This is a genomic window from Streptomyces sp. NPDC048182, from assembly GCF_043202555.1.
Lineage (GTDB): Bacteria > Actinomycetota > Actinomycetes > Streptomycetales > Streptomycetaceae > Streptomyces.
In genome coordinates, this window is the sequence record NZ_JBIDAQ010000006.1 from 411,461 (window position 1) to 432,598 (window position 21,138).

Consider the following 21,138-nt stretch of genomic DNA (forward strand, 5'->3'; position numbering starts at 1 on the left):
GGTCAACAATTATCGCCCCTTGTGACCCAAGTCACAGCGAAACCTGAGCAATTGCGTGGCGATTGTGCGTTTTCCCGGTGCGATTTCTGAACGCGAAGTGTGGAGGAGGGTCCTAGGACCAGGTCGGGACCCGGTCGGGACCATGGGCCGAGGCGGGGGTGGTGGGTGGGCCGTTAGCGTGATGATGTGCCGAATACGCCTGTGCCCGCCCCCGCCCTCACGTCCGCCGCCCAGCACGCCGCCGCGGCCGTCGCCGCCGGGCATGCTGAGGGGGTGAGCAACGACGAGTTCCGTGCCGCCATGTCCCGGCTGGCCTCGGGCGTGGTCCTGGTGACCGCGCAGGAGGCGCCGCTGGACCCGGACGACCCGGGGGCGCCGGCCGGCGAGGACGTCGGGATGACGGCGACCGCCTTCCTGTCGGTCTCCCTGGAGCCGCCGCTGGTGATGGTGAGTCTGCGCGAGGGCTCCCGGATGGACGATCTGCTCGCCGAACAGCCGCTGTGGGCCGTCTCCGTGCTCGCCGAGGGCCAGCATCAGATCGCCGGCCGCTTCGCCATGAAGGGCCGCGTCAGCGACCGCCTGCTCTTCGCCGACCTCCCCCGCACCCGGGGCGCGGCCTCCGGGGCGCCGATCCTGGACGGCGCCCTGGCCGCCCTGGAGTGCCGCACCGAGCAGCGCGTGCCGGCCGGCGACCACGTCCTGGTCATCGGCCGCGTCCTGACCGCCCGCACCGGCGGCACGGACACCGGGCCGCTCGCCTACTTCCGGGGGCGGTACCGGCACCTGGGGTGAGGCGTCCTAGGGTGCGGCCATGAGCACGCCCCCGACGCCGAACCCCCGCCTGGTCGAGATCGACCCGGCCAACATCGACGCCGCGCTCGGCATCCGGGTCCACCCCGACCAGGAGTTCGCGGTCAGCCCGGTCGTCAAGTCCCTCGCCGAGGCGTACGTCCACCCCGGCACCGCCTGGCCCCGGCTGATCCTCGACGGGGAGCGCGCGGTGGGCTTCCTGATGGCCTTCCTGGACATCGACTGGTTCGGGGACGGCCGTGAGCGGCGCTCGGGGCTGTGGCGGCTGAACATCGCGGCCGGGGAACAGGGCCGCGGGTACGGACGGTTCGCCGTGGAGTCGGTCGCCGCCGAGATCCGCCGGCGCGGCGGCACCGAGCTGTACGTCACCTGGCACCGGGGCGAGCACGGCCCCGAGGACTTCTACCTGCGCCTCGGCTTCCGGCCCACGGGCGAGCTGAGCGAGGGCGAGACGGTCGGCGTGCTGGGACTGGCCTGAGCACCTGGGGCCACTGCCCCGGGGCCACTGCCCTGGGGCTACTCCCAGCTCCGCCCCGAGCGGCCCCGCTTGGTGTCCGAGCGCTGCTTCTTCTCGCGCAGCCGGCGCTCGTTGATGCCGCGCGGGATGCGGGTGGGGCGGCGCGGACGGGGCGGCGGCGCGGTGGCCTCGGCGAGCAGCGCCGCGAGGCGCACGGCGGCGGCCTCGCGGTTGCGCCACTGCGAACGGTGCTCGGAGGCCCGTACCGCGATGACGCCGTCGGTCAGCCGGCCCGCCAGCCGCTCAAGAGCCCGCCGCTTCCAGACCTCGGGCAGCGCCTCGGTGCGGGCCAGGTCGAAGCGCAGCTCCACCTGGGAGTCGGTGGTGTTGACGTGCTGTCCGCCGGGCCCCGAGGAGCGCGAGAAACGCCAGACCAGCTCGGCCTCCGGGAGGGAGACGGAGCCGCGGATGACATGGGGACCGGACATGCCCTCCATGTTCCCGTCCGGGCCGCTCCCACGTCACCCGAATATCCCGTCCGCGGCGGTCGGGTGGGCGGTCGGGTAAAGAAAGTAAAGCCGGGCGGAACCTTGCGGACCCCTCTCGGCGTTCATGGAGGTAGCTGTACCTTTCGTGCCAGCGCAAGAACACTTCAGGAAGGGACTCCCGACAATGGCAGTAAGCCTGTCCAAGGGTGGCAACGTCTCGCTCACCAAGGAGGCTCCGGGCCTCACCGCGGTCACCGTGGGCCTCGGCTGGGACGTCCGCACCACCACCGGCACCGACTTCGACCTCGACGCCTCCGCCATCGCGGTCAACACGCAGGGCAAGGTCTACTCCGAGGGCCACTTCGTCTTCTTCAACAACAAGCAGACGCCGGACAACACCATCGTCCACACCGGCGACAACCGCACGGGCGAGGGCGCCGGCGACGACGAGGCGATCAACGTCAACCTGGAGGGCCTGCCCGCCGACATCGACAAGATCGTCTTCCCGGTGTCGATCTACGACGCGGAGAACCGCTCGCAGAACTTCGGCCAGGTGCGCAACGCCTACATCCGCATCGTCAACCAGGCCGGCGGCACCGAGATCGCCCGCTACGACCTCTCCGAGGACGCGGCCACCGAGACGGCGATGGTCTTCGGCGAGCTGTACCGCAACGGCGCCGAGTGGAAGTTCCGCGCCGTCGGCCAGGGCTACGCCTCGGGCCTGACGGGCATCGCCCAGGACTTCGGCGTCAACGTCTGACGGACGCGTGTGTGCTGCCCTGGGGAGGAACCCCTAGGGCAGCAGCCGGCGTTCCTTCGCCACCGCGACCGCGCCCGCCCGGGTGTCGACGCCGAGCTTGTCGTAGATGCGGCGCAGGTGCGTCTTCACCGTGGTCTCGCTGATGAACAGGGCCCGCGCGATCTCCCGGTTGCCGAGCCCCGTGGCGAGCTGGGCCAGGATGTCGCGCTCCCGGCCGGTCAGCGCGGGCCGCGGGCTGCGCAGCCCGGCCAGGACCCGCCCGGCGACCGGCGCCGACAGCGTCGTACGGCCCTCGGCGGCGGCGTGGATGGCGGCGAACAGCTCCTCGGGGCGCTCCGCCTTGAGGAGATAGCCGGTGGCGCCCGCCTCGATGGCGCGGGTCACGTCGGCGTCGGTGTCGTAGGTGGTCAGGACCAGTACGTACGGGTTCGGGCCGGGGCCCGCGGTGAGGCGGCGGGTGGTCTCCACGCCGTCGATGCCGCCGCCCAGCGAGAGATCCATCAGCACCACGTCCGGCGCCAGCCGCGCCGCCAGCGCCAGCGCCTCCTCCCCCGTGCCCGCCTCCCCCGCCACCTCGATGCCGGGCGCGCTGTCCAGCAGGGCGAGCAGCCCGGCGCGGACGACGACATGGTCGTCGCAGACCAGGATGCGCACGGGGCGAGGGCGGCGGGCGGGGCCGGTGGCGTCGGTCACGGGGCGGGCTCCAGGGGTACGGCGGCGGACAGGACGGTGCCCTCGCCGGGCGCCGACTCCACGGTGAGGGTGCCGCCCAGCTGACGCAGCCGCGCGCGCATCGCCGGCAGCCCGTGCCCGCGCGTCCCGTCCGGGGCGTCGGGCAGCGCGGCCGGGTCGAAGCCGCGCCCGTCGTCGCCGACGTCCAGGACGGCCTGGTCGTCCAGGAGGGTCAGGGTCAGCGCGGCGGAGGACGCGCCCGCGTGCTCGCGCACGTTGGCCAGCGCGCCCTGCGCGATGCGCAGCAGCGCCGACTGGACCGGGTCGGGCAGCAGCGGGGCCCGCCCGCCGTCGTCCACCCGGACCCGTACGGCGAGACCGGCGCCGGACTCCCGTGCCGCCAGCGCCCGCAGCGCCGCCGCGAGGCCCCCGCCGCGGGCGAGGTCGGCCGGCGCGAGGTCGTGCACGAAGCGGCGGGCCTCGGCGAGGTTGTGCTCGGCGACGGACGCGGCGGAGCGGACGTGCGCGCGGGCCCGGTCCGGATCCCCCGCCCAGATCCGCTCGGCGGCCTGCAGGAGCATCCGCTGGCTGGACAGGCCCTGGGCGAGGGTGTCGTGGATCTCCATGGACAGCCGCTGCCGCTCGGCGAGGGTGCCCTCGCGGCGCTCGGCGGCGGCGAGTTCGCGCCGGGTGCGCAGCAGGTCGTCGATGAGGGCGCGCTGCCGGGCCGTCTGCCGCTCGCCGCGCAGGAAGACGGCGGTGGCGAGGGCGGCGACGGCGGGCGGCGCGAGCAGCAGGTTCGGGTCGAAGTCGCCGGCGAGGCGGAGCTGCGCGCCGACGACGAACACCGTCAGCACCGCGACCAGGGCGAGCGAGGCGCGGACCGGGAGGGTGCGCAGGCCGGTGTAGAAGAGGGGGACCGCGCACCAGGCGAAGCTCGGCGCGAGGACGACCAGGACCATCCACACCGCGACCACCGCCCCCAGCCAGGCCGCGCGCCGGGGGGCGGGGTGCGCGGCGGGGCCCAGCAGATGGAGCAGGGCCAGGGCCACGGAGAGGGCGAGCACCCAGGGGGTGCGGGGCTCGCCGGGGTGGTGGAGCAGGAAGCGGGCCAGGGCGCCGCCGAGCAGGAGCAGGAACGCGGCGTGCACGACGGCGGCGAACCAGCGGGCGTCGGGGGCGTGCGTCGCCTCCGTGGGCGTCGGCATCCGCGTCCACGTGGGCGTCGGCATCCGCGTCGCCTCCTCCCTCTCGCTGTCCCGAAGTGCGCAAACACTCCCATCATCACCCGTCGGCGGACCGCGCGTGTCGTCCGATCGGACGACCCCCGCATCGTCCGTACCGCCGCCCGGCACCGGCCTTACCGCCGACGGTCCCCGCCCCGTTCCGGGCGGAGGGTGGAGAGCGGACACAGCAGCCCCCACCCCGACCGAACCGAGGAGCCACCCGCATGAAGAAGACCCTCTCCCGCCGCGCCCGCCTCGCCGCCGGCGGCGCCGCCGTGGCCGCCGTCGCCGCCGCCACCTTCGGCACCGTGGCCGCGAACGCCTCCGCCCCGGCCGCCCCCGCCTCCGTCACCGCCGCCCCCGCGAAGGCCCCGTCGGCCGGCCGGCACACCACCACGACCGCCACCCGCCTCACCGTCGACGCCGCCGCCAAGGCCGCGCACGCCGCGCTCGACGCCGCCGAGAAGGAGGGCCAGCGGGTCACGGTCGCCGTGGTGGACCGCGACGGCAACACCGTCGTCACCCTGCGCGGCGACGGCGCGGGCCCGCAGTCCTACGAGTCCGCCGAGCGCAAGGGCTTCACCGCGGTCTCCTGGAACGCGCCCACCTCCGAGCTGGCCGGCCGCCTGGCGCAGACCCCGAACCTCAAGGACATCCCCGGCACCCTCTTCCTGGCCGGCGGCGTCCCCGTCACGGCGGACAACGCCCCGATCGCGGGCATCGGCGTGGCCGGCGCGCCCTCCGGCACGCAGGACGAGAAGTTCGCCAGGGCGGGCGCGGACGCGCTGTCCCGCTGACCGAGGCGCACGGCGCTTCGTCGGGCTCTGTCCGATGATCGCCCCATAGGATCACCGGTGTGCGCACCGCCCGCCTGCTCCTCGCCGCCGCCACCGCCACCGCCCTGACCGCCCTGACCGGCTGCGACGGCGGGGTGGGCGGCCGGCCCGGCGGCTCGGGCGTGCGCGACCCGCTCTTCCCCAGGGCGGGCAACGGCGGCTACGACGTCGGCCACTACGACCTCGCCCTCGCCTACGACCCCGCCGACCGCCGTCTCACCGGCACCGCCACCCTCACCGCCCGCGCCACCCGGCACCTCTCCGCCTTCGACCTGGACCTCAAGGGCCTGGACGTCGACAAGGTCACCGTCGAGGGCCGAGCCGCCCGCTTCCAGCACGCCGGTCAGGAGCTGACCGTCCGCCCGGCCGAGGAGCCGGCCGACGGGGAGACCTTCCGGGTCACCGTCCACTACTCAGGCCGGCCGCAGACGCTGACCGACGCCGACGACTCCGAGGAGGGCTGGCTGCCCACCGCCGACGGCGCCGCCGGACTCGGCGAGCCGGTCGGCTCGATGGCCTGGTTCCCCTCCAACAACCACCCCTCCGACAAGGCGACCTACGACCTCGCGATGACCGTGCCCGAGGGCCTGGGCGTCGTCTCCAACGGCGAGCTGACCCGGCAGACCACGGCGAACGGCCGCACCACGTTCTCCTGGCACACCGCCGAGCCGATGGCCAGCTACCTCGCCACCGTCGCCGTCGGCCGCTGGGAGGTCCGCCGCACCACCACCGGCACGGGGCTGCCGGTGTACACGGCCGTCGACCCCACCCAGGCCGCCGCGAGCCGGGCCAACCTGGCGAGGCTCCCCGAGATCGTCGACTGGGAGCAGCAGAACTTCGGCCCGTACCCCTTCGCCTCCGTCGGCGCGATCGTCGACCGCCCCGAGGACAGCGGCTACGCCCTGGAGACCCAGAACCGCCCCTACTTCCCCGGCGCCCCCAGCGTCGGGCTGCTCGTCCACGAACTCTCCCACCAGTGGTACGGCGACTCCGTCACTCCGAAGACCTGGCGCGACATGTGGCTCAACGAGGGCTTCGCCACCTACGCGGAGTGGCTGTGGGAGGAGGACCACGGCGGCGACAGCGCCCAGGACAGCTTCGACGCCGTCTGGGCCGACGAGTACTTCGACGACGCCGACGAGAACGACGAGATCTGGTCCTTCCCGCCCGCCGACCCGCCCGACGCGGCGAGCGTCTCCGACCACCCCGTCTACGAGCGCGGCGCGATGGTCCTGCACAAGATCCGGCAGCAGGTCGGCGACGACGCCTTCCGGGCCCTGCTGCGCGGCTGGCCCGCCGCCCACCGCCACGGCAACGCGGACACCGACGACTTCACCGCCTACGTGGAGAGGTCGGCGCCGGACGAGGACTTCTCGGGGATCTGGAAGGACTGGCTGTACGGGGACGGCAAGCCCGATCACCCCTGAGCCCCCCTAAGCCGTGTCCCCCAGCGCCTCCAACAGCGCGGGCAGCTCCGGCGGCCACAGCGCCTCCTCGGCGGCGGCCAGTTCGCGCGGTGTCCACCAGCGCCAGGTGAGGATGCCGTCCGCCGCGTGGGCGGCGGCCACCTGGGCCTCGGCCAGGTCGCGGCGGGGGCCGCGGGCGAGGTAGACGTGCTCGTACTGGCGGACCGGGCCGACGTCGAGGTGCGTGAAGTCGTGCTCCCAGGTGCACAGCAGCGGGCCCGGCGCCAGGTCGGCCCAGCCGGTCTCCTCGGCCAGCTCGCGCAGGGCGCCCTCGCGGGGCGACTCGTCGGCCTCCAGGCCGCCGCCGGGCGGGGACCAGTACACGCCGACCTCGACGTTGTCGTACCGCAGCAGCAGCACCGCGCCCTCGGGATCGGTCACCACCACGCGGGCGGCGCGGCGCGGGGTGCGGGCCAGCTCGCCGGGGCGGGCGGTGGGCGGGCGGCGCAGCGACTTGGCCAGCACCGTGCAGGGGCGCCCGCCCTGGAGGTCGGGCCGGTGGCCGACGGGCTCGTAGCCCAGCTCGCGCCAGAAGGCGAGCGCGCCGGTGTTGCCCTCCAGGACGGCCAGGCGCACGCCGGTGCGTCCGGCGGCCCGCAGCCGGTCCTCCACCAGCCCGGCGAGCCGCCGGCCCCAGCCCTGCCGCCGCAGCGCCCCGTCCACCATCAGCAGCCCGATCCACGGGTCGGGCTCGGCCGCCGGGTCGGGATGCCGGGCCAGCGTGACGGCGAGCCCGACCAGCCGCCCGGCGTCCCGCGCCAGCAGCACCCGGGCGCCCGGGACCGCCAGCTCGTCCGCGAGCGCCGCCGCCACCTGCTCCGGGGTGAGGTGGTCGGGGTCGGGGAAGTCGCCGCCGAGGGCGTGGAAGTCGCGGTTCGAGGCGTACAGCGCGGTGAGTTCGCCGAGGAGGTCGCCGGGCAGGGCGTGGTCCGGGCCGGCGGGGAGCGGGGTGAGGATCACGCGGGCAACCTATCGCGCCGATCCGGGGAGCAGCGGGGGCGTTGTCGGTGGCGGGGTGCAGCATGGGGGCATGGCGAGAAGAACGACGGCGGGGGCGGTGCGGGGCGCGCGGCGGCCGGAGGTGCGGCTGCCGCCGCTGCGGCCGTACGGCGGGACGGGCCTGGAGCCGGACGGGGACTACGACGGGCTGGAGTTCGCGGACGCCGACCTGCGCGGCCAGGACGGCTCGGGCGCCCGCTTCATGGACTGCGCGCTGACCGGCTGCGCGCTGGACGAGACGGCGCTGCGGCGGGCCCGGCTGCTCGACTCGGTGCTCACCGGCGTGCGGGGGGTGGGGACGGACCTCGCGGAGGCGACCTTGCGCGATGTGGAGCTGGTCGACGCCCGGCTGGGCGGCACGCAGGCGCACGGGGCGGTCCTGGAGCGGGTGCTGGTGCGCAGCGGCAAGATCGACTACCTGAACCTGCGCGGGGCCCGGCTCAAGGACGTCGTCTTCGAGGGCTGCGTCCTGGCCGAGCCGGACTTCGGCGGGGCCCGCCTGGAGCGGGTGGCGTTCGTGGGCTGCGCGCTCACCGGGGCGGACCTGAGCGCGGCCACCCTCACCGACGTCGACCTGCGGGGCGCCGCGCCGCTTGAGGTGGCCCGCGGAGTGGCGCGGCTCGCCGGGGCGGTGATCAGCCCGGGGCAGCTGCTCGACCTGGCGCCGGTGCTGGCGGCGGAGTTGGGGGTGCGGGTGGTGGGCGAGGGGGCGTAGGGGCGGGCGAGGGGGCATAGGGGGCCCGCCATCCTTTGGCGGCCCGGGGTCAGGGCAGGCGCGGGAAGCGGGACTGGAGGGTCCAGATCGCCGGGTTCTCCCCCAGCTCCTCGTGCAGGTCCGTCAGGTCGGCCAGCAGGTCGTGCAGGAAGTCGCGGGCCTCGCGGCGCAGTTCGGCGTGGGAGAAGGAGAGCGGGGCCTCGGCGGCGGGCAGCCACTCCCCCTCGATGTCGACCCACCCAAAGCGGCGCTCGAAGAGGAGCCGGTCGCTGGACTCCGTGAAGTCCAGCTCGGCGCGCTGCGGCCGGGAGGCGCGGGAGCCCGCCGGGTCCCGGTCGATCCGCTCGACGATGTCGCACAGCGCCCAGGCGAAGTCGAGCACCGGCACCCATCCCCAGGCTGTGGAGATCTCCCGGTCCTCCTTGGTGTCCGCGAGGTAGACGTCCCCGGCGAACAGGTCGTGCCGCAGCGCCCGCACGTCCGCGCGGCGGTAGTCGGTCTGCGGCGGGTCGGGGAAGCGGGTGGAGAGGGCGTAGCCGATGTCGAGCACGCAGGTGATGGTGTCATGGCGCGCGGCGGGGCCGCGGGGGCGGCATGGTGTCACGGCGCACGGCGGGGCCGCCGGGCCGGCATGGCGTCACGGCGCACGGCGAGGCCGCCGGGCCGGCATGGCGTCACGGCGCACGGCGAGGCCGCCGGGCCGGCATGGCGTCACGGCGCACGGCGAGGCCGCCGGGCCGGCTTGACCTCGAGCGCGGTCGAGGTCGTCGACTGGGCCGGGACGCACCGGTCACGCACCCACGGGGAGCCCTCATGCGCGCCGTCCACCTGCACGCCTTCGGCCCGGCCGAGAACCTCGTCCTGGAGGAGGCCCCGGACCCGAGCCCCGGCCCCAGCCAGGTCCGGATCGCCGTACGCGCCGCCGGCGTCCACTTCCTGGACACCCTCCTGCGCACCGGCGCCCGTGGCCCGCTGCCCGAGCCGGTCGCGCTGCCCACCGTCCCCGGCCGCGAGGTCGCCGGCGTCGTGGACTCCGTCGGCGAGGGGACCGGCCCGGAGTGGCTGGGCAAGCCCGTCGTCGCGCACCTCGGCTTCGCGCCCGGCGGCTACGCCGAACTGGCCGTCACCGACGCCGCCCGGCTGCACGAGATCCCCGCCGGCCTGGACTTCGCCGCCGCCGTCGCCATGATCGGCACCGGCCGCACCGCGCTGGGCATCGTGCGGTTCGCCGACCTCGGACCGGGCGCCGTGGCGGTCGTCCTCGCGGCCGCCGGCGGGCTCGGCACCCTGCTGACGCAGTACGCCCGCAACGCCGGCGCCACCGTCGTCGGCCTGGCCGGCGGCCCGGCGAAGACCGCCCGCGTCGCCGCCAACGGCGCCCACCACGCCGTCGACTACACCGCCCCCGACTGGCCGGCCGAGGTCCGCGCCCGCCTCGGCGCCGCCGCCGCCACCGTGGTGTTCGACGGCGTCGGCGGCGACGCGGCCCGCGCGGCCGTCGCCCTGCTCGGCCCCGGCGGCCGGCACCTGGTGTACGGCTCGGCCGGCGCACCGGAGCCGTACGCCGTGGAGGGCGTCTCCGAACGGGTACTCGGGCCCGCGATGACGACGCGAACCGGCGGTCCGAATGCCGCCCGCACCCTGGAACCGCGCGCCCTCGGCGAAGCCGCCGCGGGCCGCCTCACGCCCGCCCTGCACCGCTTCCCCCTCGCCGGGGCCGCCGCCGCGCACCACGCGCTGGAGACCCGCAGCACCATCGGAAAGGTGGTCCTCGAACCATGACCGGCAAGCACACCGGCAAGCACGCCGACCCGCACGGCACCCGGTACACCGGCCACGGCACCGGTCACCACACCGCCCGGCACGCCGCCGACCACCCGCACGGCGCCGACCACCCGCACGGCGCAACCGACAGCGTGGGGAACGAAGATGCGATACGTCCCGATCCATGGTCTTCTGGCCGAATGAGCGACACCCGGACAGGCGAGCCGGCCGCGACCCCCGAGCCCGACCCCCGCCGCTGGTGGGGCCTGGTGATCATCGCGCTGGCCCAGCTGATGGTCGTGCTCGACGCGACCATCGTGAACATCGCGCTGCCCTCCGCGCAGCGCGCCCTGGGCATGTCCGACGGCAACCGCCAATGGGTGATCACCGCCTACACCCTCGCCTTCGGCGGCCTGCTGCTGCTCGGCGGCCGGATCGCCGACCTGGTCGGCCGCAAACGCACCTTCGTCATCGGCCTGATCGGCTTCGCCGCCGCCTCCGCGCTGGGCGGCGCCGCCACCAACTCCGCGATGCTCTTCGGCGCCCGCGCCCTGCAGGGCGTCTTCGCCGCCGTCCTCGCGCCCTCCGCGCTGTCCCTGCTGACGACCACCTTCACCGACCCGAGGGAGCGCGGGAAGGCGTTCGGCATCTACGGCGCCCTGGCCGGCAGCGGCTCGGCCATCGGCTTCATCGTCGGCGGCGTCCTGACCGAGTACCTGAACTGGCGCTGGTGCCTGTACGTCAACGTGCCCATCGCCGTCATCGCCGTCGTCGGCGCGCTCAGCCTGCTGCACGACCGCCCCGGCCACGCCGGCGCCCGCCTCGACGTCCCCGGCGTCCTGCTCGGCTGCGGCGGCCTGGTCGCCCTCGTCTACGGCTTCAGCGAGGCCCAGCCGCGCGGCTGGAGCGACCCGCTGGTCCTCGGGCTCTTCGCGGCCGGCGTGGTCCTGCTCGCCACCTTCGTGTGGTGGCAGACCCGCGCCCCGATGCCCCTGCTGCCGCTGCACATCATCCGCGACCGCAACCGCGCCGGCTGCTTCCTGACGATGATGCTCGCCGTGATCGGCATGTTCGGGCTGTTCCTGTTCATGACCTACTACCTCCAGGTCATCCTCGGCTACTCGCCCGTCAAGACCGGCCTGGCCTTCCTGCCGCTGACCGCCGCCATCGTCATCGGCTCCACGCAGATCTCGGCCCGGCTGCTCAACCACGTCGGCCCGCGCATGCTGATGGTCCCCGGCATGCTCCTCGCCTCCGGCGGCATGGTCATCCTCACCCAGCTGACCGTGCACTCGGAGTACGCCTCCGAGATCCTGCCCGCGCTGATCCTGATGGGCCTCGGCATGGGCCTCACCTTCATGCCGGTCTTCTCCACCGCCACCGCAGGCGTCGCCCCGCAGGACTCCGGCGTCACCTCGGCGACGGTCAACACCTCCCAGCAGGTCGGCGGCTCCATCGGCACGGCGCTGCTCAACACCATCGCCACCACCAGCTCGGCCAACTACATCGCCGCCCACCTCACCAACCCCTCCCAGCGGGCCCGCGTGATCCCCGAGGGCGTCGTGCACGGCTACACGACGGCCATCTGGATCGCCGCCGGCGTCATGCTGCTGGCCGGCCTGGTGGCGGGGCTGCTGGTCAACGCGAAGGCCCCCAAGCACGGCGCCCACACCGGCAGCCCGGTCCCGGAGCCGGTGGGCTGACCCGGGGAGGGGGCGGGAGCTGAGGGGGGCGGGAGCCGGCGGGCCGAGCGGCCCTCCGCCGCCCCGGTGGGGCGGGGTCAGCCCCGCCCCGCCACCCGGTCCGCCACCCGCGCCAGCCGCGACGAGCGCACGCTGTGCGTGACCCGCTCCCGCCGGTCCGCCTCCCGGTACACCGCGTACATCCCCTGCACCCCCAGCCACCGCAGCGGCTCCGGCTCCCAGCGCCGCACCCGGTGGTTCACCCACGGCAGCCCGGTCAGCTCGGTCTCCCCACCCCGCCCCGCGTCCCGGCGCACCAGGTCGCCCAGCGTGCGGCCGGCCAGGTTGGCGGTGGCGACGCCGGAGCCGACGTAGCCGCCCGCCCAGCCCAGGCCCGTCGCGTGGTCCAGCGTGACGGTCGCGCACCAGTCGCGCGGCACGCCGAGCACCCCCGACCAGGCGTGGTCGATCCGCAGCCCGGCGAGGGCCGGGAAGAAGCGGACCAGGATCTCACGCAGCGCCTCGACGGTCGCCGCCTGGGTGGTGCCGTCGTTGTCGGTGCGCGAGCCGAAGCGGTACGGCACCCCGCGCCCGCCCAGCGCGATCCGGCCGTCGGCGGTGCGCTGCGCGTACATGTACGCGTGCGCCATGTCGCCCAGCGTCTCCCGGCCCGCCCAGCCGACCGCCTCCCACTGCGCGTCGGTCAGCGGCTCGGTGGCGATCATCGAGGAGTTCATCGGCAGCCAGGTGCGGCGCTGGCCCTTCAGGGCGGCGGTGAAGCCCTCCGTGCAGCGCAGCACGTAGGGCGCCCGCACGGTGCCGTACGGCGTCACCGCGGCCCGCGGCCGGATCTCGGTCACCGGCGTCGACTCGTGGAGGGTGACGCCCAGCCGCTCCACGGCCGCCGCGAGACCCTTCACCAGCTTCACCGGGTGCAGCCGGGCCCCGTGCGGCGTCCAGGACGAGCCGACCGCGCCGGCCACCCGGATCCGCTCGGCCGTCTCCCGCGCCCCGTACAGCTCCCGGTCGTCCTCCCCGAAGGCCGCCTCCGCCTCGTGGAACGCCCGCAGCCGCGCGGCCTGCGCCGGGGTGCACGCCACCTCCAGGACGCCGCCCTTGTGCAGGTCCGCGTCGATGCCCTCGGCCCCGGCGGCCCGGATCACCTCGTCCACCGTCTCGTTCATCGCCCGCTGGAGCCGCACCGCCGCCTCGCGCCCGTGCAGCGCGGCGTACCGGTCCCGCCCGGCGATGCCGTTGTACAGCCAGCCGCCGTTGCGGCCCGAGGCGCCGTACCCGCAGAACCGCTGCTCCAGGACGGTGACCCGCAGCGAGGGATCCGCCTTCTTCAGGTAGTAGGCGGCCCACAACCCGGTGTACCCGCCCCCGACGATCACCACGTCCGCCGAGGCGTCCCCGGCAAGCGGCTCCCGCACCCCCGGCAGACCGTCGTCGGCGTACCAGTAGGAGACGCCACCGTTCACGACACCGCTGGTAGAGCTGTCCATGCACGGGACGCTAACCCGCCCGCGCGGCCCCTGTCTCCTTCGGATTTCGTTGGATTCCGGCACCCTGCGCGGCTAGCGTCACCCCACATGATCGAGGTACCGGACGCCCTCGCCCGAGCCCAGGCCAAGTTCAACGGCGCGGCGGGCCGGGCCTTCGTCGCGGGGCTCCCCGCCCTGGCGGCCGACTTCCTGCACCGCTGGGACCTCCGCCCCGACGGCGCCCCCATGCACGGCGTCTCGGCCCTGGTCATCCCGGTCGTCCGCCGCACCGACGACACCCCGGCCGCCCTCAAACTCCAGCTCCTGGACGACGAGTCGATCGGCGAACCGATCGCCCTGCGCCTCTGGAACGGCGACGGCGCGGTCCGCCTCCTCGACCACGACCCGCCCACCGGCACCATGCTCCTGGAGCGCCTCGACGCGACCCGCATGCTCAGCCACGTCCCCGACACCCGCGAGGCCGTCCAGGTCATCGCCCGCCTCCTGGCCCACCTCACCACCACCCCCGCCCCACCCGGCATGCACCGCCTCGGCGACATCGCGGCGGCCATGCTCGACCGGACCCCCCGGGCCCTGACCCGCGTCCCCGACCCCGAGGCCCGCCGCCTACTGGCCTCCTGCGCCGCCGCCGTACGCGAGGTCGTCGCCGCCCCCGGCGACCGCCTCCTCCACTGGGACCTGCACTACGAGAACGTCCTGTCCGCCGCCCGCGCCCCCTGGCTGGCCATCGACCCCAAGCCCCTCGCCGGCGACCCGTCCTTCGACCTGCTCCCCGCCCTGGACAACCGCTACGACCCGGCGGAGACCCGCTGGCGCTTCGACGCGATGACCGACATCCTCGCCCTCGACCGCGCCAGGGCCCGCGCCTGGACGCTCGGCCGCGTCCTCCAGAACTCCCTCTGGACCATCGAGGACGGCGACCCCCTGGAAGCCCCCCAACTCGAGATCGCCCGACTCCTCCTGCCCTGACCTGGACCGGGTTAGCCTGCCGCCCATGGAGGACTTGGGCGGGGTGGAAGTCGTCGCGTTCCCGGACGCGGCGGCCTTCGAGGACTGGCTGGCCGAGCACCACACCCGCCGCGAGGGCGTGTGGATCAAGCTCGCGAAGAAGGCGTCGGGCATCGCGTCGGTCACCGCCGACGAACTGGTCGACGTCGGCCTGTGCTGGGGCTGGATCTCCGGGCAGCGCCGGGGCCTGGACGACCGCCACTACCTCCAGCGATACGGCCCCCGCCGCCCACGGAGCCTGTGGTCGCAGGTGAACGTCGAAAAGATCGCCGCGTTGTCGGCCGCGGGCCGCATGCGCGAACCCGGCCTCGCCGAGATCCGCCGCGCCCAGGCGGACGGCCGCTGGGACCGCGCCTACGCCTCCCAGGCGGCGGCCACCGTCCCCGACGACCTCGCGGCGGCCCTCGCCGCGGACCCGGCGGCCCGCACGGCCTTCGACACCCTCGACCGCACCGCCCGCTACCTCGTCCTGCTCCCCCTCCTCCAGGCCCCGACCCCGGAGACCCGACGCCTGCGCCTGGAACGGGCGCTGCGCGACCTGAAGCACGCGTAAGGCCCAGCTCGGAACCACTCCGACCTGGGCCTTCCCGGGAGCCCCCTGTCGGATTCGAACCGACGACCTTCGCTTTACAAGAGCGGCGCTCTGACCAGCTGAGCTAAGGAGGCGACGCGCATGTCAAGGCCATGCGCGAAATCGGCTCCACTGTACACAGGGCTCCGCCCCCGGGCCACGAGCTTCCCTCACCGGACATTCGCCTCGTTCCCGAAGGAACGAGGCACCACCAGTGAGCCGGAAGCGCGGCCCGCCCATCCCGCCTGGCAACTCCCACACGCTCAGGCGGTGTCCTCGGTACCGTGCTGGTGACGAACTCTGTACGGACAGACCGGCGCACTCCGCGCGGAGGTCCGACGGTTGGGGAGGTGTCCTGATGCTGGAGGAGGCCGAGGAGATCGGCCGACGCGTCCGCAGGGCGAGGCTTCGCCTCGGGATGCCACAGGCGGACCTCGCGACGGCGCTGGGCAAGTCGCAGGGCTGGGTGTCCAAGATGGAGCGGGGCCTGATCGAGCTGGACCGGGTCGGGTTGCTCAACCAGGTCGCCTCCGAGCTCCACGTCCACCCGAACGACCTGATCGGGCGCCCGTACAACAGCTCCCCCGACGAGAACCAGTGGCAGGTCGCGGCCTCGTCGATCCTGCGCGAGCTGCGCCGCTACGACCTCACCCCGGTGTTCGACGGGACGCCGCGGCCGGCCTCTCAGCTGTGGCGAGAGGTGACCCGGCTCCACCGGCTCCGGGACACCGCTGCCAACGTGGCGATCCTGCGCGTCCTGCCGGACGTGTTCCGCGAGGCGCGGGCCTTGGCGGAGGTGTCCGAGGGGCATGAGCGGGAGGAGGCGTACGCGATCTACGCGGTGTGCTGCAAGTTCGCTCACACCGCCGCACACTCGCTTGGCCACCCTGAGTTGGTCGCGATGGCCTGTGAGCGGGCGGCGTGGTCGGCCCGTCTGTCCGGGGACCCGGTGCTGCCGGCGGTCGCGGACTGGATGCGGGTGTGGGACATGTGGGCGACGGCGGACTGGGCAGACGCACTGACGCTCTCGGACAAGGCGATCGGATCGGTGCAGCAGGCGTACGAGGACGGTGACCCGCTGGCTGTACGGGCCTGGGGCACGCTCCAGCTACGGGCAGCGGTCTCGGCCGCCCGCGCGAGCCGTGCGTCCGAGGCGGAGGACCGGATCGGGTACGCGAAGGATGCCGCCGAGCGGATGGACGCCTACGTCGGGGCTCCGGTGTACGACAGGCACTCACTGACGTTCTCCGCCGGGAACGTGCAGATCCACGCCATCAGCGTCGCTCTGGAGATGGGCCGGCAGGGCAGGGCTCTGGAGATGAACCGCCGCACGAGCCCGGAGCTCGTCGGCGTCCTGCCCAACTCCCGTCAGGGGCATCACCACATGGACATCGCACGGGCGTGGCTGTGGGACGGCAACCGAGACCAGGCTCTCGTCGAGTTGGAGACCGCCGAACGGATCGCACCCCAGCTCGTAAGGAATCACCCCATCGCCCGCTCCACGCTCCGCAGCATCGTCTACGCCGAACGGGCAGCCACACGTGAGAAGTTGCGGCGCATGTCCGACCGCTTCCACCTGGACGGATAGGGGTCGTATTCCTCCGGCTCATATTCAGGGGCACGGCCGTCCCTAACTTCGGAGCATGACCGGACGACACCTTCCCCATCTCCCCGACCAAGGGGCCGAGTTAAGGTCAGCGGCTCCCTTCTTCCCCCAGCTCGGGGACCTCGCCTCCGACACCGCTCGCAGCGGCCGGGTCGGCGTCGTGGTCACCCTCCCTGGCGAGGACTCCGCCACCACTTATCACCTGCGACCCCCCGGCGGCGGTCCCACCTGGTCCGCGCCGGCGGACGGCACGACGCTGCGCCCGGTGCCGGCGCAGGTCACCCACGTCACGCTGCTGCCCGGCCGGGACGCGGTCTACGACCCGCGCGCCCGCCAGGGCTCGGTGCCCGTGGAGTTCCGCCTGGAGGACGGATCCACCCGCGAGGGGGCCCTTGTCCTCACCGGGGTCGAGCTCGAGAGGCTGTACGCGCAGACCTGCCGCCTTCTCGACAAGCACGAGAACGCCCTCGGCGGGAGTTCCTCACCTTCGCCGGTCGGATCGGTCCCGCCTGGGCGTTGCGTACCACCACGGGGCAGCTCCTCGACGCCGCTGGCCACCGAGTGGCCGTGATTGCGCCGGCCGCCGTGCCGCCATCCCCCGCCACCAGGCACCGAACAACCCTCCCGACCACTACCGCCCGAGGGCCGGACAGGCTCCTGGCGCAGCCGCTCCTCCTGCGCGCCCCGCGCGGTCTCGCCTACGCCGGCGAGCGCGACGAGGACCGCTCGGTCGAGGGCGTACTCCGGAGCCGGACCGACACCGGGGCCGTATCCCAACGGACAGCGATGGAGCAGCTGCTGTGCCTGGTCTGCTCGGCGCCGACCGGACGGTCCAAGGCGGGCGTCCTGTGGCGACTGCCGTTCCCGACGAGCGGTCACCGGTGGGACAGCCGGCCCAAGGGCGCCATGACCACCGAGCCGCCTGTCTGCCTCCGGCACTCCGCGCCGCCCCGGTCGGACGTCGGATACCGGGCCTTCTTCGCCGCCGAGGCCGAGATCGTCGGAGTCCACGGAACGCTCCACCGTCCACCGAGACTCCTGGCCTCCCCGGTCGAATGGACGCTGCGCTTCAGCGACCCGCGGATGCCGTGGATGGTCGGCACCCACTTCGTGCGGCAGTTGCGGCAGCTCACCCCAGTCGTCGAGCAGGGAGAGGAACTGTGATCGGCCTCGGGCCGCTCGGCCCCGACGGAGTGCGCAGGGTCAGGGGATGGGCCACACGGGCCGCCGCCACCGCCCGCGCCACCCACCTGACCGCCGCCTACCGGGCCGATGGCACGGAAGTCGTCCGCAATCCGCACCTGACCGCCGAGTGGGCCCGCCACGCCGTCCGCTCCCCGGCCCTTCTCAGCGCCGTACGCCGGGTCCTCGGGCCGGCCATCGCCGTGGAGAACACGTTCCTGGTGATCAAGTGGCCCGGCCGGTCCTTCGAGGTCCCGTGGCACCAGGACGGCATCAACGACCGGATCGTTCTCGATCCGCGTCGCTCGGTCGCCGCCTGGCTGGCTCTGACCGACGCCGATGAGACCACCGGCTGTCTCCGCGTCTTCCCCGGTTCCCAGCGGCGCGGCTACCTGGCTTACGACGCCGAGCCGGACGCGGGAGCCATGCGCGGCCGGGCTCTCGGCATCGTCGGCGTCGACCCGTCCGGGGCACGTCCGCTGCCTTCACAGGCCGGGGACGGCTGCCTCATGGACGTCCGCCTCGTCCACAGCTCGGCCTCCAACACCGGGGCCGACGTCCGCATCGGCCTCAACATCCGCTTCGTTGCGCCTGGCGGCTGCACTGTCCGCGACGGCTCAGACCCCAGCCTGTACCCGGTCTCCGGGACCGGCTGGCAGCTCCACCCATCCACGAGATCCATCAACGAGAGGAGTGCACCACCGTGACCATCCTCAAGGAGTTCCTCGCCCAGGACGCACCCGCGCGGGTCCGCGTTCTGAACGGCGAGGACACCGACGCCGCCCGCCGCGGCGACAAGAAGCCGGCCCTCCGCAGCGAGTGCACCTACTACTGCCCGGACGAGTCGACCGCCCGCCGCTGCATCGAGGCCCTGGAGGAGTCGGACAGGCGGCTGCGCGAGCGCCCGGACGAGCTGATGCTCTGGGACTGGCAGGCCACGTACTTCGAGGCCGAGCAGGACAACGCCAACGGCGGCGGCACGGTCATCCTCGGTGTCGCCTGGTACGACGAGGAGTTCTTCACCGACCGGCGGGACGCCTGGTTCGGCGTGATGCACCAGCGCATCTACAAGGACCTCGGCATCCCACTGGAGAACATCGAGGTCTCCCACTGGCGGCTGATCGCCTGACGAACGGCCGGCGAATGAGCGGGCCCGGGGCAGCTAGCGGCTCCGGGCCCGTTCGCTCGCGCCCGCCCCGACGGGTTCTTGGACGAGTCCGGAACCGACGGGAGACCAGCGGGCAGCGAGGACCGCGCCGAGCAGTGCGACGCCGACCAAGCCGAGGCCGGCTACGGCGAAGGCGAGGCCCGGACGGTTGGCGGCGAGCGCGGGTACGAACAGCATCGAGACCGTCCCGGCGGTACGGATGACCGTGAGGTCCACAGACATCAGACGCAGCCGATGGGCTGGAGGAAAGCCCGACAGGTGAGTGATGAGAGTGACTTGCACGAACGGATTGACCGACCCCAGCAGAAGGGACAACGCCAGCAGCGCCGGGACCGATCCGGCGAGCGCGATCGCGGCGAGGGCCGCTCCGGAGACCGCCCAGGCCAGGCAGTAGAAGGCCGGCAGGTTGGACGGCAGCCGGAGGTTCCCGGCGAGACCGTTCGCCGCGAGGGCTCCAGCGCCCGTGGCGGCGAGCGCGGCTCCGTACGTCCCGGCTCCGGCGCCCAGTTGGAGGGTGATGAAGGCCGGCAGCGCGAGGGCGACGGTTTGGGCAGCGATGCCGACGCCGTGGATGCCGACGGCGACGGCTGTGTCCGGCCGCGAGCGCAGCAGCATCCGGGCTTGTGCCGGGGCCGTTTCCTTCTCCGGAGCGTAGTCCTGCCGCACTGTCGGGCCGCTACGGGACAGGAGAGCGAGGGCGGCGGCGGAGACGAGGAAGGTGGCTCCGTCCAGCCAGAACAGGGTGGTCATCGGCATGACCGCGAGCAGCAGCCCGGCCGCGCCGGGCCCGGCGATCCGCGCGATCCGGCCCGACAGGTCCATCAGTCCGCTGACCGCCTGGACGTCCCGCTGCTCGACCAGCTCGGGCGTCAGCGATCCGAGGTTCGGATCGAACACGGCTCCCGCGAACCCGGCCACGAGCACCAGCGCGAGCGCCCCGACCAACCCGAGATGCACCCACGCCAACGGCAGAACGGCCACGAGCCCGGCCCGCACGACGTCGATCGCGGCCAGCGCCCTGAGCGAGCCGAACCGGCCCACGAGGCGGCGCCCAACCGTGCCGAGCACGATGTACGGGGCGGACTCGGCGATCGCCACGAGGCCCATCGCGAACGCCCCGGACTCCTCGAAGGCGATCCACATGACCGCCATCGCGTACAGCCGGTCCCCGAAGACCGACAGAGCCTGCCCCGCCCACAGCGTGAGCACGGACCGGCTCCGCAGCAGCCGCACGTAACCCAAGATCACCACCGGTCCAGGAACGAACAGAACCCGGCCACACAACGGAGCACCGGGAAGGCACGTCACCCTAGAGCACCACGACAGGAGAGTCAGTCGATGTCCGAAGAAATCAGGATTCCCAGTGAGGCCACGGCCTTCGTCGAATCCCACTGCGGACGACCGGTGGTCTGGGAGATCGTGAGCAGCCGCCGAGGGTCCACCGTCTGGAGGGGCACCGGCCCAGCCGCCTCAGTCGCGCTCAAGGCGGGCCGGGACGAAGGAGCCCTGATCACCTCCCGAGAGATCACGGTCGCCGAACACATGCCGGGCCACAGCCCGCTCATCGCCTCCGGGAGCACCAGAACCACCTCCTGGCTGATCAACCCATGGCACGACGGCCCGTCCACCTGGGATGTCTTCCACACCGTCCGCACCACCCACCAAGGAACGGAGGAGGCCCGGAACGCAGCCGTCGACCTGTGCCACGCCGTCGCCGACCTCCACCGACAGGGCTGGGTCCACGGCGACCTTCAACCGGATCACGCGATCCACACAGAGACCGGCGTCCAGCTCATCGACTGCACCTGGGCCGCCTCTCCCTGCCTCACCCCCTCAAGGACCTTCCAAGGCGGCCTCCCCCACCTCCTGGCCCCCGGACTGGCCGCCGAGATCGAAGCCGGCCACCGCCCGGTCAAGGTCACGCCGGCTGCGGAGACCTACACCCTTGCCGCGGCCCTCTGGCGTGCCGCCACCGGCAGGTGGCCCTTCGACTACAGCGCCGCGGCAAACGACGAGGGCCCCATCACAGGCCCCAGGGCCCGCCAGCTGATCGCCGCTGGGCAGCTGCCACCGACACTCGCCCCGCAGTGGCCCGCCTTGCTCTCCATCCTGCGTACCGCCATGGCCGCGCCTCCCGAGACGTGCCCGTCCGCCCACGACCTTGCATTACGCATTGCCGATGAACCGCACTAGCACCCTCGAAGATCATCGCGAAGTTCGCAC

General features: G+C 73.9%; 23 protein-coding genes and 1 tRNA gene. 16 read left to right on the top strand and 8 right to left on the bottom strand.

All coding sequences use genetic code 11. The features are described from left to right. The first annotated feature begins 186 nt into the window (after positions 1-186). Both ACGFZL_RS15315 and ACGFZL_RS15320 read left to right on the top strand, forming a co-directional pair. A complete protein-coding gene (locus ACGFZL_RS15315) occupies positions 187-792 on the top strand; it encodes a flavin reductase family protein (protein WP_393691826.1) in 606 nt (201 codons plus the stop codon). 19 nt (positions 793-811) lie between these two features. Then, positions 812-1,288 (top strand): GNAT family N-acetyltransferase, encoded by a 477-nt coding sequence (locus ACGFZL_RS15320; RefSeq protein WP_393691828.1) that lies wholly within the window; start codon positions 812-814, stop codon positions 1,286-1,288. Positions 1,289-1,326: 38 nt separating this feature from the next. Here ACGFZL_RS15320 and arfB read toward each other — a convergent pair whose 3' ends face one another. Next, positions 1,327-1,764: an alternative ribosome rescue aminoacyl-tRNA hydrolase ArfB gene (gene arfB, locus ACGFZL_RS15325; protein ID WP_355172408.1), complete on the bottom strand. Its 438-nt coding sequence runs from the start codon at positions 1,762-1,764 to the stop codon at positions 1,327-1,329. 175 nt (positions 1,765-1,939) lie between these two features. Between arfB and ACGFZL_RS15330 the strand changes: the two genes are divergently transcribed. Beyond that, on the top strand, positions 1,940-2,515 hold the full coding sequence (locus ACGFZL_RS15330) for a TerD family protein (protein ID WP_355172410.1): 576 nt from the start codon (positions 1,940-1,942) through the stop codon (positions 2,513-2,515). A gap of 33 nt (positions 2,516-2,548) precedes the next feature. Here the strand turns inward: ACGFZL_RS15330 and ACGFZL_RS15335 are convergent, their stop codons facing one another. Both ACGFZL_RS15335 and ACGFZL_RS15340 read right to left on the bottom strand, forming a co-directional pair. Next, positions 2,549-3,208, bottom strand: a complete 660-nt coding sequence (locus ACGFZL_RS15335; protein ID WP_393691831.1) for a response regulator — start codon at positions 3,206-3,208, stop codon at positions 2,549-2,551. After that, entirely contained in the window at positions 3,205-4,419 is a 1,215-nt protein-coding gene (locus tag ACGFZL_RS15340; RefSeq protein WP_393691833.1) for a sensor histidine kinase, read from the bottom strand. Before ACGFZL_RS15340 ends, ACGFZL_RS15335 begins: the two co-directional genes overlap by 4 nt. 218 nt (positions 4,420-4,637) lie before the next feature. On the opposite strand from ACGFZL_RS15340, the gene ACGFZL_RS15345 reads away from it, so the two are divergent. Together ACGFZL_RS15345 and ACGFZL_RS15350 are read left to right on the top strand one after the other, a co-directional pair. Then, positions 4,638-5,210 (top strand): heme-binding protein, encoded by a 573-nt coding sequence (locus ACGFZL_RS15345; protein WP_393691835.1) that lies wholly within the window; start codon positions 4,638-4,640, stop codon positions 5,208-5,210. 59 nt (positions 5,211-5,269) lie between these two features. After that, complete coding sequence (locus tag ACGFZL_RS15350) at positions 5,270-6,676, top strand: M1 family metallopeptidase (protein WP_393691837.1); 1,407 nt, start codon at positions 5,270-5,272, stop codon at positions 6,674-6,676. A 6-nt stretch (positions 6,677-6,682) separates the two neighbouring features. Here the strand turns inward: ACGFZL_RS15350 and ACGFZL_RS15355 are convergent, their stop codons facing one another. Beyond that, a complete protein-coding gene (locus ACGFZL_RS15355; RefSeq protein WP_393691839.1) occupies positions 6,683-7,675 on the bottom strand; it encodes a GNAT family N-acetyltransferase in 993 nt (330 codons plus the stop codon). A 70-nt stretch (positions 7,676-7,745) separates the two neighbouring features. Between ACGFZL_RS15355 and ACGFZL_RS15360 the strand changes: the two genes are divergently transcribed. Further along, complete coding sequence (locus ACGFZL_RS15360; protein WP_393691841.1) at positions 7,746-8,429, top strand: pentapeptide repeat-containing protein; 684 nt, start codon at positions 7,746-7,748, stop codon at positions 8,427-8,429. A 49-nt stretch (positions 8,430-8,478) separates the two neighbouring features. Here the strand turns inward: ACGFZL_RS15360 and ACGFZL_RS15365 are convergent, their stop codons facing one another. Continuing rightward, the gene (locus tag ACGFZL_RS15365) at positions 8,479-8,979 is read right to left on the bottom strand and encodes a hypothetical protein (RefSeq protein ID WP_355172678.1); all 501 of its coding nucleotides are present in this window, start codon (positions 8,977-8,979) and stop codon (positions 8,479-8,481) included. Positions 8,980-9,242: 263 nt separating this feature from the next. On the opposite strand from ACGFZL_RS15365, the gene ACGFZL_RS15370 reads away from it, so the two are divergent. Then, positions 9,243-10,211 (top strand): zinc-binding dehydrogenase, encoded by a 969-nt coding sequence (locus ACGFZL_RS15370; RefSeq protein WP_393691843.1) that lies wholly within the window; start codon positions 9,243-9,245, stop codon positions 10,209-10,211. A gap of 182 nt (positions 10,212-10,393) precedes the next feature. Then, a complete protein-coding gene (locus tag ACGFZL_RS15375; protein WP_393691912.1) occupies positions 10,394-11,896 on the top strand; it encodes an MFS transporter in 1,503 nt (500 codons plus the stop codon). Between the two features lie 77 nt (positions 11,897-11,973). On the opposite strand, the gene ACGFZL_RS15380 is transcribed toward ACGFZL_RS15375, so the two are convergent. After that, the gene (locus tag ACGFZL_RS15380) at positions 11,974-13,380 is read right to left on the bottom strand and encodes an NAD(P)/FAD-dependent oxidoreductase (RefSeq protein ID WP_393691845.1); all 1,407 of its coding nucleotides are present in this window, start codon (positions 13,378-13,380) and stop codon (positions 11,974-11,976) included. Between the two features lie 87 nt (positions 13,381-13,467). On the opposite strand from ACGFZL_RS15380, the gene ACGFZL_RS15385 reads away from it, so the two are divergent. Beyond that, positions 13,468-14,349 carry an aminoglycoside phosphotransferase family protein gene (locus ACGFZL_RS15385; protein WP_393691847.1) on the top strand — a complete coding sequence of 294 codons (882 nt, stop codon included), beginning with the start codon at positions 13,468-13,470 and terminating at the stop codon, positions 14,347-14,349. Between the two features lie 25 nt (positions 14,350-14,374). Beyond that, positions 14,375-14,941, top strand: a complete 567-nt coding sequence (locus tag ACGFZL_RS15390) for a YdeI family protein (protein ID WP_393691849.1) — start codon at positions 14,375-14,377, stop codon at positions 14,939-14,941. A gap of 39 nt (positions 14,942-14,980) precedes the next feature. Here ACGFZL_RS15390 and ACGFZL_RS15395 read toward each other — a convergent pair. Further along, positions 14,981-15,054: transfer RNA gene (locus ACGFZL_RS15395), tRNA-Thr, on the bottom strand. A 263-nt stretch (positions 15,055-15,317) separates the two neighbouring features. Between ACGFZL_RS15395 and ACGFZL_RS15400 the strand changes: the two genes are divergently transcribed. The 5 genes from ACGFZL_RS15400 (at position 15,318) to ACGFZL_RS15420 (ending at position 18,876) form a co-directional block, all read left to right on the top strand. Then, positions 15,318-16,547 carry a helix-turn-helix domain-containing protein gene (locus tag ACGFZL_RS15400; RefSeq protein ID WP_393691851.1) on the top strand — a complete coding sequence of 410 codons (1,230 nt, stop codon included), beginning with the start codon at positions 15,318-15,320 and terminating at the stop codon, positions 16,545-16,547. A gap of 55 nt (positions 16,548-16,602) precedes the next feature. Continuing rightward, positions 16,603-17,136 (top strand): hypothetical protein, encoded by a 534-nt coding sequence (locus ACGFZL_RS15405; RefSeq protein ID WP_393691853.1) that lies wholly within the window; start codon positions 16,603-16,605, stop codon positions 17,134-17,136. Positions 17,137-17,351: 215 nt separating this feature from the next. Continuing rightward, positions 17,352-17,729 (top strand): hypothetical protein, encoded by a 378-nt coding sequence (locus ACGFZL_RS15410; protein ID WP_393691855.1) that lies wholly within the window; start codon positions 17,352-17,354, stop codon positions 17,727-17,729. Beyond that, positions 17,726-18,454: a phytanoyl-CoA dioxygenase family protein gene (locus ACGFZL_RS15415; protein ID WP_393691857.1), complete on the top strand. Its 729-nt coding sequence runs from the start codon at positions 17,726-17,728 to the stop codon at positions 18,452-18,454. Before ACGFZL_RS15410 ends, ACGFZL_RS15415 begins: the two co-directional genes overlap by 4 nt. Next, positions 18,451-18,876 (top strand): hypothetical protein, encoded by a 426-nt coding sequence (locus tag ACGFZL_RS15420; RefSeq protein WP_393691859.1) that lies wholly within the window; start codon positions 18,451-18,453, stop codon positions 18,874-18,876. The genes ACGFZL_RS15415 and ACGFZL_RS15420 overlap by 4 nt, the downstream gene beginning before the upstream one ends. 33 nt (positions 18,877-18,909) lie before the next feature. Here the strand turns inward: ACGFZL_RS15420 and ACGFZL_RS15425 are convergent, their stop codons facing one another. Further along, positions 18,910-20,124 (bottom strand): MFS transporter, encoded by a 1,215-nt coding sequence (locus ACGFZL_RS15425; RefSeq protein ID WP_393691861.1) that lies wholly within the window; start codon positions 20,122-20,124, stop codon positions 18,910-18,912. Positions 20,125-20,253: 129 nt separating this feature from the next. On the opposite strand from ACGFZL_RS15425, the gene ACGFZL_RS15430 reads away from it, so the two are divergent. After that, positions 20,254-21,108 (top strand): hypothetical protein, encoded by an 855-nt coding sequence (locus tag ACGFZL_RS15430; RefSeq protein ID WP_393691863.1) that lies wholly within the window; start codon positions 20,254-20,256, stop codon positions 21,106-21,108. Positions 21,109-21,138 lie beyond the last annotated feature (30 nt).